We start from the raw sequence: 14335 nt of genomic DNA on the forward strand, positions 1-14335 counted from the left end.
TCCATTTGCCGTCGGGGGCCGCTTAAAAGGGCTGACGGCAGGGGGACATTTCATGACGCTCATCCAGAAGCTTGCTGTTGCCTATGCTTTCCTGTTCTTCGGCGTTGTTGCCATCGGCTATGTGCCGGCCTTCAACGATGCCGGCGGCAATCTATTCGGCCTGTTCTCGCTGCAATGGTATGATGATTTGCTGCACGCCTTCTCCGGCGTCTGGGCGCTGGCGGCCGCCTTCATCTCGCACCGCCAGGCGGTGTTCTATTTCAAGCTGTTCGGCTCGGTCTATCTGTTCGACGGCGTGCTCGGCCTGGTCACCGGTTCCGGTTGCCTCGATGGCGGCATTTTCATCAACGGCTTCCGCTCCTTGAACGACATCGAATTCCCGGCCCGCTTCTTCGCCAACCTGCCGCACATCGTCATCGGCGGCTTCGCCGTCTATGTCGGGTTCTGGCTGTCGAAACGTGTGTACGACCATTTCGCCATGGCCTAACCGGCCATGTTCCTGTTCCGCTGGCTGAAGCGCATCATCAAGGCGATCCTCTGGCTCGTCGTCATTGTCGTGTTGATCCCGATCGCCGGGCTGGCCTACGGCTTTCTCACGACGCCGTCGCTGGACACAACGCCATTGCCGGGCGTCACTGAGGGTGACCCGCCGAAGGCGCTGGCCGACAAGGTCCGCGCCGAGATCCCCGGCTACCAGCGGCCGGAGGAATCGACCTTTCTCACCTATCCGGAATGGGCCATCGTCTACGCCGCCCGCGAATATGCCGGCTTCGTCGACAAGAACCAGCCGAGCGGTTTTCCCTATCTCTCCTATATCGGCCGTTTCTGGCAGGACTATGCGACGGTCATCCGCGCCAGCTCCGCCTACAAGTTCAACCTCGACAACCACCAGATGCTGGTGATCATCGGCACTAGCCACACGATCGAGCACGCCATCCAGTGGGCCTATGAAAATACGGTCGGCCGTGTCACCGAAGCGACCGCCGGCAAGCGCACCGCCGTCGACATCTACCAGGCCAAGGTGGCGGCGGACTATGCCGGTTTTCTCGACCAGGTGCCGTGGTACCAGTTTCCCTATGCCGAAAAGCGTGCCGGCCTGTTCGCCGTCCAGCCGGCAGCGGACGACAGCGCCTTCCGCACCAGCGAACGCAAGCTCGCCTTCGGCCTCGCCGACACCATCAAGCAAGGCTACGCCGATCTGATCAAGTCGGCGCTCGCCGCCACCACCGATCCGGCCTTGCTCGACATTCACGTCTGGGCCAAGGGTCCGGTCAGCGAGGTGACGCGCAACGAGCCCGACACTTTGCTGGAGCGCGATCTCGGCGCCGACGGCACGGTCTTCGTCACCAGGCGCTATCAGGTGTTCACCGACATGATTCCGCGCCTGATCGGCAAGGGCATCTCCTTCGTCGAGATCGGCGGCAATGACGAGATCATGGTCACCATGCTTTCCAACGCCGAAATCAAGGTTCCCGAAGGTGCACGCACCTTGTTCAGCTACCCGCTTCCGGCGGAACCTTCGACGCGACGCACCGGCCTGACCGTCGCCGTGCGCAAGCTGCACATCGTGCTGCCGGCGTTGATGACGGCGGGCGCCAGGCTCGAGCACGTCTACGATTACTGAGGCCTTTCGGCCACAGCCGGCCCCGGCAAGACGTTGCGTGATGCTCCGCCACGCTCATTCCACAATCGCGGCCAAATCCCGCCTTGTTCCGCAACGATTGATGACCCCGCAGCACTTTGTCTTGCGCACATCGCCAGGCAACTCGGAGGGACAAGATTGTGATCAAGACCGCCCTTGTCGCCATGACCATCGTCGGCTGCGATTGCGACGCCAGGCTTTGCGAATATATCGGCGAGACGCCCGCCAAATGGTCGACCATCGCCGAATGCGAAGCGGCGATGAAAAGCCAGATGCTGCACGAGCGCAATTTTGACTATCCGCTGGTCTCCGGCATCTGCCGGACACAGAACTCGTCATCTCAGCTCGCGGCGACCACTTCCGAGCCCGAATTGACGACGGCCAGCACCGCCGCGACAGACCCGCTGCCACCGGAACTGAGCCATCGGCCCAGTGCTGCCGTCGGAACGCAGGCAACGGCGACGGAAACGGAAACCGTCCGGCCAGTCGCCTATGAAGCGGCGGTCGATGGCGGCCGCGCCGTGCTCTACCGCACGAAGGCGGGTTACGCCGTGGTCAAGACCGATCTCGGCCGCGCCGCAGCGGCAACGATCGGCATCGCCAAGCGCTCGGCGAACTGGCTGGCGGCGAAACTGCCTGACGGTCTGTAACCGACGCTCAGGCCGTGCCGATCAATGCCCTGATGGCGCGATAAAAAGTCGACGAAAACAGCTCACCCGGATCGTATTGCCGCTTCTTCGCCAGGAAGGACGGCAGTTCCGGATAGGACGCAAGCAGTTCCTTGCCCGTGTAGTGGAGCTGGTAGGGCAGGAAGAAACGCCCGCCATGCTTGATCGTCACATCGATCAGCGCCCTTGTCAGCGCCCGCATCCTGGCATTGCCGTCGGCGTCGGTCGGCTGATTGATGTAGAGCACCAGCGAATAGGCCGGCTCCGGCGCATAATTCAGCGCCACATCCTCTTTGTGGACGACGCGCACCGACGCGTTGAGCACCGGCAGGCTCTGGTTGCGCAGGATCTCGCGCGCTTCGGCGATAAACGGGTTATAGGCGGCGCGCGGGATGAAATACTCGTGCAGGATGTCGGTCTCATCGAGCAGATCGTTGAACAGATAGGGCACTGAATCATGCATCGGATTGTTGCGGGTGACGAGGCAGGCCTCGCCTTCGGCCATTGCCGTCGTGCGCGCCACCGTGCAGCTCTCGAATTGCGGCTCCAGCGTCTTTTCGGTGAACCATTTCAGTTCCTGGAACACGCTTCCCCATTTCGCCAGGTTGATGATCACCCGTTTGAGCCCGACTGAACCCGGTTCGCCGATTGCCGGCTGGTCGGCCGGCGGCTGGTTGGCCACCTTGTCATAGCGGTAGACGATCATATCCTCGAGGAAATTACCCGGCGCTGTCGACAGGTGCCCATAAAACAGACCGATCGCCCTGTTTGGCTCCAGCACCTCGGCGAAAAACCTTGGAAAGTCGTCCGATTTGATGATCTCGCGCGAGGTCCGGTAGACGTCGTTGTCGACAATGTCGAGCGTCGCCTCCAGCACCACGCCGAACAGGCCGTAGCCGCCGACGACGTGGCGGAACAGCTCGGTGTTTTCGGTCGGTGAGCAGGTTGTCACCGAACCGTCCGCCAGCATCACCCGCATCGATCGGATCGAGCCGGCGACCGAGCCGGCCTGGTGGTCCATGCCATGCGCGTTGACCGACAGCGAGCCGCCGACCGAAAAGATGTCGGTCGATTGCATCGCCTTCACCGCAAAGCGCGGGTGCAAAAGGTTCTGGATGTCGTGCCAGCGCGCGCCCGGCTGCAAGGTCATCGTCTTCGCAGCCGGGTCGACGCTGACCTTGTTGAATTTGCGCATGTCGAGGACCACCGCGTTGTCGTCGAAAGCGTGTCCGCCCATCGAATGGCGCACAGCCGCGACCGAGACCTTCAGGCCATTGGTGCGGGCAAAGGCCAGCGCGCTCGCAACGTGGTCTTCCTCGCTGACTTCGACAACGCCGTAGACCGGCGTCATCGACAGGCCGCTGGCATCGTTGATGTCGCCGCCCTTGGTCAGCCATGGCAGCGACGGATCGTAGGCTGGCGGGCCCTCCAGCGGCTTCTGCGCCAGATCGATGCCGTCAATGTCGTCGATGCGCCCGGAATTCTTCTGCCCCGACGGACCGCGCGCCAGCCGCGCCACTGTCGTCCCGCCCCAGACCATCGCGCCGCCGACCACTGCCGCACCCAGCAGCAGCCGCCGCGACAGGCGAAACCCCTTGCGTTTTTCGACCATGACACCCCTCGCTACCTCAGGGATAGCGCGGGTTTCCGGCAAAAACCAGAGCCGGAGTGCGTAGCAGAACTAGCGGCAGTTGCGGCATCAGCATCAGGAGCATTTTCTTATGGTTGCAATTGAGGTATGATTCGCGCTATGATTGAAAATCCGAACGGATCCATGATGATGCTGACCATTGTATGGGCGCCCATTCCATGAAGCTCGTGTCCCGCGCGATACTGTCCCTGATGCTAGAGCTTGCTCCGATATGCGCCGAGGCTCACGACTCCAGTCAGGGCGACGACAGCGTCGTCGCAGTCGCGCCTGACGATCCAGATATGGCGGCGGCGACTGCACAGGCACGTGCCACCCTGGATGCATTCCTGGCATTATCCCAGACACCGCCACCTGGAACGGACACATTCAAACTGAAGGTGATGATCAAGGACGGACATGTGACCGAACACTTCTGGGTCATCCCGTTCCAGCGGAACGAAACCGGATTCGTGGGGATATTGGCGAATGAGCCACATAGCGTCCACAACGTCGTGGCTGGCCAGTATGTAGAATTCAACCGAGACGATATTTCCGACTGGGGATATACCAAAAACGGTCACCAGGTTGGCAGTTTCACCGTCTGTGTGATGTTCAAGTCGATGCCGAAGGAGGAAGTCGACTACATGCGTAGCCAACGCGGCTTCGATTGCTGACCGCCCAGCCGGACTACCCCGCCTCCTCGTCCTTCGCCCCGATCTTGCGCACCAAAGCCGCCGTCGCCAGAATCGCGCCCATGTCGGCGATCATCGGCGCGACATGCTTGGTGTAGTCGAGGCGCGTGGAGATATCCGGGAGCTCCAAGAAATTCCGTTCCTGCGGCAGCAGGAGGAAGCCGTCGCTGCCGTTGAGCGCGACGCGTGCCGGATCGTTCGGCCGGGTCTCGCCGAGCCATTGCAGCGCCTGCGCCAGCCGGCCGGTCACCAGCGGCCGCGCCGCCTCGATATTGTCGGTGCGGAACTCATAGGCGGCGTCGAGTTCGGGTACGCCGCTGGATAGTTCCTGCATCTTGCTGCCGAAGATGCCGCGGAGGAAGCCGACCACCTTGTTGGTCCGGCGCGCGGCAACCAATGTGCCGGGGAACGGCACGATCGTCTCGAAGGCGACGATCACGCCCTTGAACACTGCCGTCGTGCTCTTGCCCGTCCCTTCCCGTAGATCTGCTTCGTACAGCTCGAATGGAAATCCTTCGTAGCGGCCGGAGAAAACATCGTCGAAAGACCGTCGGTTGAACGAACCAACCGTCTCACGCGGCAGTCGGTCGAACGAATTCGGCTTGACGTTGTGGCGATACCGAATGTCCTCGATGAAACCGAAGATGATCGGCAACAGCGTGCTGCGAAAGGACTGCTGCAATTTGCTCGCTGGCTTGATCGCCCGGAAATAGAGCAGGATCGCTGCCAGGAGTCCGCCGACATAGAGGAACACATGCGGGGTCGAGACCCACTGCTCGTTCGGGTCGGCAACCCCGTTGAAGAGCCAGGCCACAAACACCACGAACGCCAGCACCAGCCCGATGAAAAGTGGGACCCGCCAGCGCGTCCGGCGATAGGCCGAAGCTCTTTCGACCTCATAGGCCTCGATGTTCTTCCTGAGGCCGGCGATCACCGCTTCGCTCGGCATGAAATCCGCAGTTTCCATCACCCACCGCCGCCACAAGCCTGCCCGCGCTGGGCATGATAGCCGGTTTGGTGGACCGCGTCAGCGCAGCCGTCAGCGCCCGGCACTGAAGATCGCATCGAGGCGGGCCAGAATCCTTTGCCTTGATTTTCCCTTCAACATTTCAACCGGCACCAGCCGCTCGTGATCGCCGGCGCGCAGCCGCATGAAGGCTTGCAGCCGGTAGGCGGCAATGGCGCCGCGCGTGCCGGGATCGGCGCTGATGTCGACGACGAAAATGGCACCGATGCGGCCAGGCCACGGCTGGCGCGCGAAGGCAGTGCCGAGGAAATCGCCGAGTCCATAGGCGACGAGCGTCTTGCCGATCCGCTCGATCGGCTGCACGACATGGGCATGATGCCCGGCTATCAGGCAGACGCCGTGTTCGGCCAGAAGCCGCGCCAGTGCCCGCGTCTTCGCACGTGGAAAATGCCGGAATTCCCAATCCCAATGCGCTACCGCGCAGAGGAGGTCGACACCCGAAGCCGCATCGTGCGGCCATTGCGCCGGATTGCTTTCCATCGAGACACGGCCCGCGAACTGAGCCGCGTCGGCATTGCGCCACAAGGTAAAGGCGGCAAGGCCTATTGTCAGCGGTCCGACCGCAAACCGCTCGACTGGAGCCCCAGCGCCGATTGTGCGGATGCCTAATTGCTCCAGCGCGGCGACCGTCTCGTCGAAGCCGGCGATGCCCTGGTCGAGCACGTGGTTGTTGGCCAGCGACAGCACCAGTTTCTCACGCGAAATGCCGGCGGCGGTCAGCGCCTCGGCAAGGAACCGCTCGCTCATCGCGTGATGCGTGCCAAACCTCGTACCCAAAACAGCGCTCGGCCGTTCCACCACCGGGCTTTCGCAATTGCCGACCACGAGATCGGCCGAGGCGAACAGCGCCGCGATCGCCGGGTCGCAGTCCGGCGGGCTGCGATTGGCCACCGCCGAGATATCGCCGACGAAAGCCAGCCGCACCGTCCGCGCCGGCGGCGGGTCGAGCAGGGTTGCGGCCGCCGGAGCAAAGCCGCGCGCGTCGCCATCGAGCGAAGGCCGGAGGAAGCGTGGCAGCCAGGACAGTTTGTAGGAAAGCGGATAATTCGACACGCGACGGCCCAATGGTTTGCCTTGTGTAGACCGCCAGCCGGACTGATTGAAGCGCTGACTGTTGTCGTTGAACCACAGGGCTACAGGCGCGCGAACCAAATGCGTGTATGATCCACTGCGGAGCGACAAAAGGGGTGATCACGATGACGCGTTTTTCCAGGCTGGTGGCGTGCGCCATCGTTCTTTTCCTGCCGCTGTCTTCGGCCGGCGCCGCAGTGCCGGATGCCGCGGCACTGTTCGAGGCAAAAACCGTGACTGAGCGCGACAGCGCTCTTGCCGCGCTTGAAACCGCCGCGCCAGGCGATCCGGCAGCCGCCTACGCCGCCGGCGCCGGCGAATTCTTCACCGCGCTGGAGATCCTGGCCGGCGGCCTGCATCGCCACGGTTTCGAAAGCCCGCAATCCTTCATGCTGCCGCTGATGCGGCTGCCGGTGCCGGACAACCCCGATCCCGAGCCGCTGACCTACGGACAATTCCGCGCCATTCTCGTCGCCTTCCGCGACCGGCTGGAGAAATCCGCAGCCACGCTGGGCTCGGTGCCCGCCGACGCGGACATCGGCATGGTCATCGACCTCACCCGCCTCGGCATCGATCTCAACGAGGATGGCCAGATCGCGCCGGACGAAAGTGCCGCCGCGATCATGGCGTCTCTGTCGCGCGGCGGCGGTGTGCCAGACGCGGCCGCACCAGCCCTCACCTTTCGCTTCGACCGCGCCGACGGCTATTGGCTGCAGGGCTATGCCGAGTTCCTGATGGCGCAGGCCGACTTCTGGCTGGCGCATGATTTCAAAAACACCTTCGACGGCTCCTTCCACATGCTGTTCCCGCGCGCAAAACTGCCGCTGCAGGATACGCTCGTGCCGCTGGACGGTGGCATGAATGGCGGCATCCTGACGTCCGAATGGCGCCTCGCCGACTTCATCTCCCTGGTGCATCTCATCAACTGGCAAGTGGTCGAGCCTGAGCGCCGGTAAGCGGCGCGCCGCCATCTGATGGAGATGATCCGACTGTCGCGCGAGGACTGGAAAGCCATCCGCGCCGAAACCGACAATGACCACGAATGGCTGCCCGGGCCGCAGCAGAAAGGCGCCAGCCCGCTGACCGGCCTTGAAGTCGGCGAGCAGCAGGTGCAGGCCTGGCTCGCCGCCCTTGATATGGCGGAGGATCTGCTGAAAGGCCGCACCTTGCTGCCGCATTTCCGCATCGCCGACAAAGGCATCAACATGAAGCGCTTCTTTGATGAGCCAAAAACCTTCGACCTGGTGCTGTCGATCACCGGGCCGGCCATCGCACCCTATCTCGAACGCGGCAAGATTCTCACAAGCGAGGAGTTCAACCAGATCCAGCGCCAGTTCGGCGGCGCCGGGTTTCTGACGTTCGCGCTTTGGTTTAACTAAGGAGGAAACCTGGAGGGTGCTCCTGACAGCCTGCTGTCAGCAGCCAAATTGCGCCTCGCACCACCCGCCACTCCGCTCTTTCCATTTTGGCCGATACCTCCCATATTCGGGCCATGGCCAGACTCTCCGACAAGAAAACGCCGCCGCCGGCGAATGACGATCGCGCTTCGCCGCCCAAGCGACGCAGCCCGCTGACCGATTTTCTCGATGCGTCGGAGCCCCTGTACAAGGGCGGCTTTGCCGAGGCGCCGCAGGCCGAGTTCACTGGCGCCCCGCTGACCGGCTCGATCGCCGACTGGGCCGAACAGATCGAGCAGGAAGCCGAGAAGGAAGGGCGTCAAATCTCCCCCCTCGAGGGGGAGATGTCGCGGAAGGCGACAGAGGGGGTCGGCAAAGGAAGCGCTCGGCGTGAAGGGTCGCAGAGCACTGCCGCACCGACCCCACCCGGCGGCTCCGCCGCCACCCTCCCCTCGAGGGGGAGGGAAGGCGCCAAGTCGAAGAAGATCCCGGAGCGCTCCTCTTCCCCCGGCCGTACTGCGCGCGGCACCTCGATGGGCGGCGCGGCTTCGGCGCGGGAGCGCACTGCGGCCGGTCTCAACCCTGTCGCCGGCCTCGACATTTCGCTGGAGGACGCCGAGGCCATGGCCTCGGGCGGCGTCACCGCCACGGTCGCGGCGCTGTCGGCGCTGATCGAATCCGGCAATCCGCTGCACAAGGACGGCGTGCTGTGGACGCCGCATCGCCCTGCCCGGCCTGAGAAATCCGAAGGCGGCATCGCCATCAAGATGGTCTCGGATTTCGAGCCGGCCGGCGACCAGCCGACCGCGATCAAGGATCTCGTCGAGGGCGTCAACAGCAACGACCGCACCCAGGTGCTGCTCGGCGTAACCGGCTCGGGCAAGACCTTCACCATGGCCAAGGTGATCGAGGAGACGCAGCGCCCCGCTCTGATCCTGGCGCCCAACAAGACGCTGGCCGCGCAGCTCTACTCCGAGTTCAAGAAATTCTTCCCGGAAAACGCCGTCGAGTATTTCGTCTCCTACTACGACTATTACCAGCCCGAGGCCTATGTGCCCCGGACCGACACCTACATCGAGAAGGAATCCTCGATCAACGAGCAGATCGACCGCATGCGCCATTCGGCGACGCGCTCGCTGCTCGAGCGCGACGACGTCATCATCGTCGCCTCGGTGTCCTGCATCTACGGTATCGGCTCGGTCGAGACCTATACGGCGATGACCTTCCAGATGCAGATCGGCGACTGGCTCGACCAGCGCGCGCTGCTCGCCGACCTCGTCGCCCAGCAATACAAGCGCCAGGACATCAACTTCGTCCGCGGCTCGTTCCGGGTGCGCGGCGACACGATCGAGATCTTCCCGGCCCACTTGGAAGACCGCGCCTGGCGCATCTCGCTGTTCGGCGACGAGATCGAAGCGATCACCGAATTCGATCCGCTGACCGGCCAGAAAACCGGCGAGCTGAAGAGCGTCAAGATCTACGCCAATTCGCACTACGTCACGCCGCGCCCGACCTTGAATCAAGCCATCAAGTCTATCAAGGAAGAACTCAAATATCGGCTGCAAGAGCTTGAAAAGGCTGGCCGCCTGCTTGAGGCGCAGCGGCTTGAGCAGCGCACCCGCTTCGACCTGGAGATGCTGGAGGCGACCGGTTCCTGCGCCGGCATCGAGAATTACTCGCGTTATCTGACCGGCCGCAAGCCGGGCGATCCGCCGCCGACCTTGTTCGAATACATTCCCGACAATGCGCTGGTCTTCATCGACGAAAGCCATGTCACCATCCCGCAGATCGGCGGCATGTATCGCGGCGACTTCCGCCGCAAGGCGACGCTGGCCGAGTATGGTTTCCGCCTGCCGTCCTGCATGGACAACCGGCCGCTGCGCTTCGAGGAATGGGACGCCATGCGCCCGCTCTCCGTCGCGGTTTCGGCGACGCCCGGCGCCTGGGAGATGGAGCAGTCCGGCGGCGTCTTCGCCGAGCAGGTCATCCGCCCGACCGGCCTGATCGACCCGCCGGTCGAAGTGCGCCCGGCCAAGACACAGGTCGACGACGTAGTCGGCGAAATCCGCGAAACCACGAGGGCCGGCTACCGCACGCTGGTCACTGTGCTCACCAAGCGCATGGCCGAGGATTTGACCGAATATCTGCATGAGCAAGGCATTCGCGTCCGCTACATGCACTCCGACATCGACACGCTGGAGCGCATCGAGATCCTGCGCGACCTGCGCCTTGGCGCCTTCGACGTGCTGGTCGGCATCAACCTGTTGCGCGAGGGCCTCGACATTCCCGAATGCGGCTTCGTCGCCATTCTCGACGCCGACAAGGAAGGCTTCCTGCGCTCCGAGACATCGCTGATCCAGACCATCGGCCGCGCCGCCAGAAACGTCGACGGCAAGGTCATCCTCTATGCCGACCAGATCACCGGCTCGATGGAGCGGGCGATGGCCGAGACCAACCGCCGTCGCGAAAAGCAGATGGAGTGGAACGCGGCCAACGGCATCACCCCGGAATCGGTCAAGTCGCGTATTTCGGACATCCTGGATTCAGTCTACGAGAAGGACCATGTCCGCGCCGACATTTCGCAGTTCACCGACAGCGCCGGCGCCATGATGGGCAACAATCTGAAGGCGCATCTCGACGCCCTGGACAAACAGATGCGCGACGCCGCCGCCAACCTCGATTTCGAAAAGGCGGCCCGTATCCGCGACGAAATCAAGCGGCTGCGCGAGATGGAACTGTCCATCTCGGACGACCCGCTGGCCAAATATGCCGACATGGAAAGCCCGGTTTCGGGCCGCGAAAAGGGCAAGCACAACAAGGGCGTGGCCAAACATCGTACAGCAGAGGAACAGGAGCGTTTCCGCAAGCTCGATGAGGCACATGCCGCCGAAGAGGCGGCCAAGGCTGCCCGGCCCAACCTCTTCCGCAAGCCGGAGCTCGACGAAATGGGCGCCGACGGCGCCGTGCCGGTCAAGAAGCCGCTGTTCGCGAAACCTTCGCTGGACGATATGGGACCTGGCACCGACATGCCGACGCCGTCAGGCGCGGTCTCCCGTTCGCTGTTCAAGAAACAGTCGGCGCAGGAAGCGCACGGTTCGGATTTCGGTATACCGGGTGAACCGACCAAGCCGCTGTTCAGGAAGAACTCACTGGACGAGATGACGGTGCGGCGGACCGAGAAGCCGGTCGAGGGAAAAGCGCCGGCGAAACCACAACCAATCTCCCCCCTCGTGGGGGAGATGCCAAGTGGTGGCAAAGAGGGCAGGGCAGAGGGGGGCGCGAAGGAACACGACGTTTCCGCCAAACCCATTGTCCGTCAGCGCGCCGGCATCGGCTCCTACGAAGATCCCGCCGACGCCCGCCGTGAAAAGCGCCGGCCGGGCAAGACGGGTCGGCCGGGACGGTAGCGAGCTTCCCTGCTCCCCTTGTGGAGAAGGTGGATCGGCGCGCAGCGCCGAGACGGTTGAGGGTGCTGGACGGATCGCCGTCGGTGCCAAGCTGGAGCGCCCCTCATCCGACCGCTTCGCGGCCATCTTCTCCCACCAAGCAAGGGGAGAAGGGGGAGCCTAGCCACTTGCCATCGGCGCTACCCTTGGTGTAGCCAGTTTCTACAACTTGAACGTCTTGAAAGGAGGGCTGCGTGTTATTTTCTCACCACCGTCAGCGCGGCCCTGTCTCTGCCCTGCGAGCTTGCTTGCAGGCTGACCAGAGACGGTCCGGGTTCTCCCGCTTCGATTTTCTTGGTCTGCCCTTCGTGGTGCTGAAACGCCGAGCCTGATGGCCAGCTGCGCACCGTCAAAGTGCATCAACCGGAATCACTCCGGACAGACCAGAGAAATCGACATGGCCCTGATCAGCCTCAAGTCCCTCGGCGTCACTATGAGTGCGCCGCTCTTCTCCAATCTCGACCTCACCATCGGCACTGGCGATCGGCTCGGCATCGTCGCCGCCAATGGTCGCGGCAAATCCACTTTGTTGAAGTGCCTGACCGGCGACATGGAGCCGACATCAGGCGACATCTCCCGCACGCGCGGCCTGCGCGTCGGCTATGTCGAGCAAATCATCCCCGCAGCGCTGGCCGGGCGCAGCTTTCATGAAGTGGTGGCCGACGTCTTGCCGGCCGAGCAGGCCGAAAGCGAACAATGGCGCATCGATGTGGTTCTCGACTCGCTCGACGTGCCGCAGCCAATGCGCGCGCGGCCGATGCGGGCCTTGAGCGGCGGCTGGCAGCGATTGGCACTGATCGCCCGCGTCTGGGTCACCGATCCCGACGTCCTGCTGCTCGACGAGCCGACCAACCATCTCGATCTCGGCAAGATCAGCCAACTCGAAACCTGGTTGAACGCGCTGCCGCGCGAGGTGCCGATTGTGATCGCCAGCCATGACAGGGCGTTCCTCGACGCGACGACCAACCGCACGCTGTTTCTACGCCCCGAACAATCGCCGGTGTTTTCGCTGCCCTATTCGCGGGCGAGGCTTACGCTGGACGAGGTCGACGCCTCGACCGAGCGCAAATTCCAGCGCGACATGAAAGTGGCGCAGCAGCTGCGCCGGCAGGCGGCCAAGCTCAACAATATCGGCATCAATTCCGGCAGCGACCTTTTGACGGTCAAGACCAAGCAGCTCAACCAGCGGGCAGAGCGCCTGGAAGACGCGGCAGCGCCGGCGCACCGCGAAAAATCGGCGGGCACGATCAAGCTCGCCAATCGCGGCAGCCATGCCAAGGTGCTGATCACGCTCGACGATCTGGTGGTCGGAACGCCTGACGGCACGGTTCTGTTCGGCACCGGCAAGCGCCATATCTGCCAAGGGGACCGCATTGTCCTGCTCGGCCGTAACGGCGTCGGCAAATCACGGCTGATCGGCCTGATCCGGAATGCCATCGTCGAGCCGCAAACGGCGGCGCAAGGCGTGAAGGTGACGCCGTCGACGGTGCTCGGCTATAGCGACCAGGCGCTGTCGGGCATCGGCGGCGACGACACGCCGCTGGCGACGCTCTCGCGCAGATTCGATGTCGGTGAGCAGCGCGCCCGCTCGCTGCTGGCGGGCGCCGGCGTCAGCATCGACATGCAGGAGCGCAGGATCGGCGTGCTGTCCGGCGGGCAAAAGGCGCGGCTGATGATGCTGGCGCTGAGGCTCGCCAATCCCAATTTCTATTTACTCGACGAGCCGACTAACCACCTCGACATTGATGGCCAGGAGGCGCTGGAAGCGGAATTGCTGGAACGTCAGGCGAGCTGTCTGCTCGCCTCGCACGACCGCTCCTTCATCCGCGCGGTTGGCAACCGCTTCTGGCTGATCGAGAAACGGCGGCTGACCGAGATCGATAGCCCGGAAGCTTTCTTCCAGGAGGTAGCCGAAGCGGGCGGTTAAAAAATTGCGGAAAAAAATCCGGCGCTCTGTCGGATGATGATCGCATGCCACGTCCTTGGGACGCCGACACGGTGATGCCGGCGCCAATCGAGGAGAAAGCATCATGTCTATTCTGTCATCCATAGGTCACGCCGTGACGCGTTACTCGGCGGCTCGCGCCCGTTATCGCAGCGAACGCGCCATCCTTTCATTGCCGATCGAGTTGCGCAAAGATATCGGCTGGCCGGAAATCGTCGTCGACGCGCAAAACAGCCCGCGGATTCGCATCGAAGGTTGAAAGGTGGCAGTTGGCCGTCGCGGCAGGCGCCATTTCGAATCCAAACCATCGGCCGTGTAGGATCTTCGCCGTTCCGTTCGTCCTGTGGTTCGCAAAGGCCAACCAGACGCAAAGAGGAGCATGACATGAATGATCAGCCGCAGACCCAGTCCGCCGCCAAAGTGCTTGGCGGATTGACGCCCTACCTTCAGCTGGACGGCGCTTTCAAAGCCGCAGAATTTTACCAAAAGGCCTTCGGTGCCGAGCAGGTCTTTGCCTATCCGCCGGATGAACAGGGCCGCACCATGCATATCCATCTCCACATCAACGGTTCGACCCTGATGCTTTCCGACTTCTATCCCGAGCATGGAATGGCCGCTGTGAAGCCGCAGGGCTACACCATGCAACTCCATCTCGGCAGCGACGACATCGACGCCTGGTGGAAGCGGGCCATCGAGGCGGGTTGCGAGGCAGTCGTGCCGTTGCAGGTGATGTTCTGGGGCGACCGCTGGGGCAATATGCGTGATCCGTTCGGCGTCGAATGGGCAATGAACGCACCGGTGAAAGCAGCTTAACATC

Annotated in this window: 11 protein-coding genes and 1 pseudogene; 9 read left to right on the forward strand and 3 right to left on the reverse strand. The window is 63.1% G+C overall.

Annotated elements, in window-relative coordinates; translation table 11 throughout:
• Nucleotides 1-52 precede the first annotated feature (52 nt).
• From NKH83_RS16195 to NKH83_RS16205, 3 genes are all read left to right on the forward strand, one after another.
• Nucleotides 53-487 (forward strand): DUF4383 domain-containing protein, encoded by a 435-nt coding sequence (locus NKH83_RS16195; protein ID WP_352805755.1) that lies wholly within the window; start codon nt 53-55, stop codon nt 485-487.
• A gap of 6 nt (nt 488-493) precedes the next feature.
• The gene (locus NKH83_RS16200) at nt 494-1624 is read left to right on the forward strand and encodes a hypothetical protein (protein ID WP_352477915.1); all 1131 of its coding nucleotides are present in this window, start codon (nt 494-496) and stop codon (nt 1622-1624) included.
• A gap of 158 nt (nt 1625-1782) precedes the next feature.
• Nucleotides 1783-2292 carry a hypothetical protein gene (locus NKH83_RS16205; protein ID WP_352477917.1) on the forward strand — a complete coding sequence of 170 codons (510 nt, stop codon included), beginning with the start codon at nt 1783-1785 and terminating at the stop codon, nt 2290-2292.
• Between the two features lie 7 nt (nt 2293-2299).
• On the opposite strand, the gene NKH83_RS16210 is transcribed toward NKH83_RS16205, so the two are convergent.
• Nucleotides 2300-3922 (reverse strand): FAD-binding oxidoreductase, encoded by a 1623-nt coding sequence (locus NKH83_RS16210; protein WP_352805759.1) that lies wholly within the window; start codon nt 3920-3922, stop codon nt 2300-2302.
• Nucleotides 3923-4119: 197 nt separating this feature from the next.
• On the opposite strand from NKH83_RS16210, the gene NKH83_RS16215 reads away from it, so the two are divergent.
• Nucleotides 4120-4614 carry a YegJ family protein gene (locus tag NKH83_RS16215; RefSeq protein WP_254819220.1) on the forward strand — a complete coding sequence of 165 codons (495 nt, stop codon included), beginning with the start codon at nt 4120-4122 and terminating at the stop codon, nt 4612-4614.
• A gap of 13 nt (nt 4615-4627) precedes the next feature.
• Here NKH83_RS16215 and NKH83_RS16220 read toward each other — a convergent pair whose 3' ends face one another.
• Both NKH83_RS16220 and NKH83_RS16225 read right to left on the reverse strand, forming a co-directional pair.
• Nucleotides 4628-5599, reverse strand: a complete 972-nt coding sequence (locus NKH83_RS16220) for a hypothetical protein (RefSeq protein ID WP_352805762.1) — start codon at nt 5597-5599, stop codon at nt 4628-4630.
• Between the two features lie 72 nt (nt 5600-5671).
• Nucleotides 5672-6712, reverse strand: a complete 1041-nt coding sequence (locus tag NKH83_RS16225; protein WP_352805765.1) for a CapA family protein — start codon at nt 6710-6712, stop codon at nt 5672-5674.
• A 143-nt stretch (nt 6713-6855) separates the two neighbouring features.
• Between NKH83_RS16225 and NKH83_RS16230 the strand changes: the two are divergent.
• The 5 genes and pseudogenes from NKH83_RS16230 to NKH83_RS16255 all read left to right on the forward strand — a co-directional run bounded on the left by NKH83_RS16230 (nt 6856) and on the right by NKH83_RS16255 (nt 14331).
• Nucleotides 6856-8109 (forward strand): annotated as a pseudogene (locus tag NKH83_RS16230) (hypothetical protein).
• Nucleotides 8110-8222: 113 nt separating this feature from the next.
• On the forward strand, nt 8223-11534 hold the full coding sequence (gene uvrB, locus NKH83_RS16240; RefSeq protein WP_352805771.1) for an excinuclease ABC subunit UvrB: 3312 nt from the start codon (nt 8223-8225) through the stop codon (nt 11532-11534).
• A gap of 436 nt (nt 11535-11970) precedes the next feature.
• Nucleotides 11971-13500, forward strand: coding sequence for an ABC-F family ATP-binding cassette domain-containing protein (locus NKH83_RS16245; RefSeq protein WP_352805774.1), 1530 nt, complete (start codon nt 11971-11973; stop codon nt 13498-13500).
• Nucleotides 13501-13603: 103 nt separating this feature from the next.
• The gene (locus tag NKH83_RS16250; RefSeq protein WP_023719167.1) at nt 13604-13777 is read left to right on the forward strand and encodes a hypothetical protein; all 174 of its coding nucleotides are present in this window, start codon (nt 13604-13606) and stop codon (nt 13775-13777) included.
• 125 nt (nt 13778-13902) lie between these two features.
• Nucleotides 13903-14331, forward strand: coding sequence for a VOC family protein (locus NKH83_RS16255; RefSeq protein ID WP_352646563.1), 429 nt, complete (start codon nt 13903-13905; stop codon nt 14329-14331).
• Nucleotides 14332-14335: the final 4 nt, after the last annotated feature.

It is taken from the genome of Mesorhizobium sp. M0909 (genome assembly GCF_040319515.1).
GTDB lineage: Bacteria > Pseudomonadota > Alphaproteobacteria > Rhizobiales > Rhizobiaceae > Mesorhizobium.

Bases quoted from the DNA above. Each gene is read 5' to 3' on its own strand.
- NKH83_RS16220 (WP_352805762.1), bottom strand. From the start codon at position 5,599: ATGGAAACTGCGGATTTCATGCCGAGCGAAGCGGTGATCGCCGGCCTC.
- uvrB (WP_352805771.1), top strand. From the start codon at position 8,223: ATGGCCAGACTCTCCGACAAGAAAACGCCGCCGCCGGCGAATGACGAT.
- NKH83_RS16200 (WP_352477915.1), top strand. From the start codon at position 494: ATGTTCCTGTTCCGCTGGCTGAAGCGCATCATCAAGGCGATCCTCTGG.
- NKH83_RS16195 (WP_352805755.1), top strand. From the start codon at position 53: ATGACGCTCATCCAGAAGCTTGCTGTTGCCTATGCTTTCCTGTTCTTC.
- NKH83_RS16215 (WP_254819220.1), top strand. From the start codon at position 4,120: ATGAAGCTCGTGTCCCGCGCGATACTGTCCCTGATGCTAGAGCTTGCT.
- NKH83_RS16245 (WP_352805774.1), top strand. From the start codon at position 11,971: ATGGCCCTGATCAGCCTCAAGTCCCTCGGCGTCACTATGAGTGCGCCG.
- NKH83_RS16210 (WP_352805759.1), bottom strand. From the start codon at position 3,922: ATGGTCGAAAAACGCAAGGGGTTTCGCCTGTCGCGGCGGCTGCTGCTG.
- NKH83_RS16250 (WP_023719167.1), top strand. From the start codon at position 13,604: ATGTCTATTCTGTCATCCATAGGTCACGCCGTGACGCGTTACTCGGCG.
- NKH83_RS16255 (WP_352646563.1), top strand. From the start codon at position 13,903: ATGAATGATCAGCCGCAGACCCAGTCCGCCGCCAAAGTGCTTGGCGGA.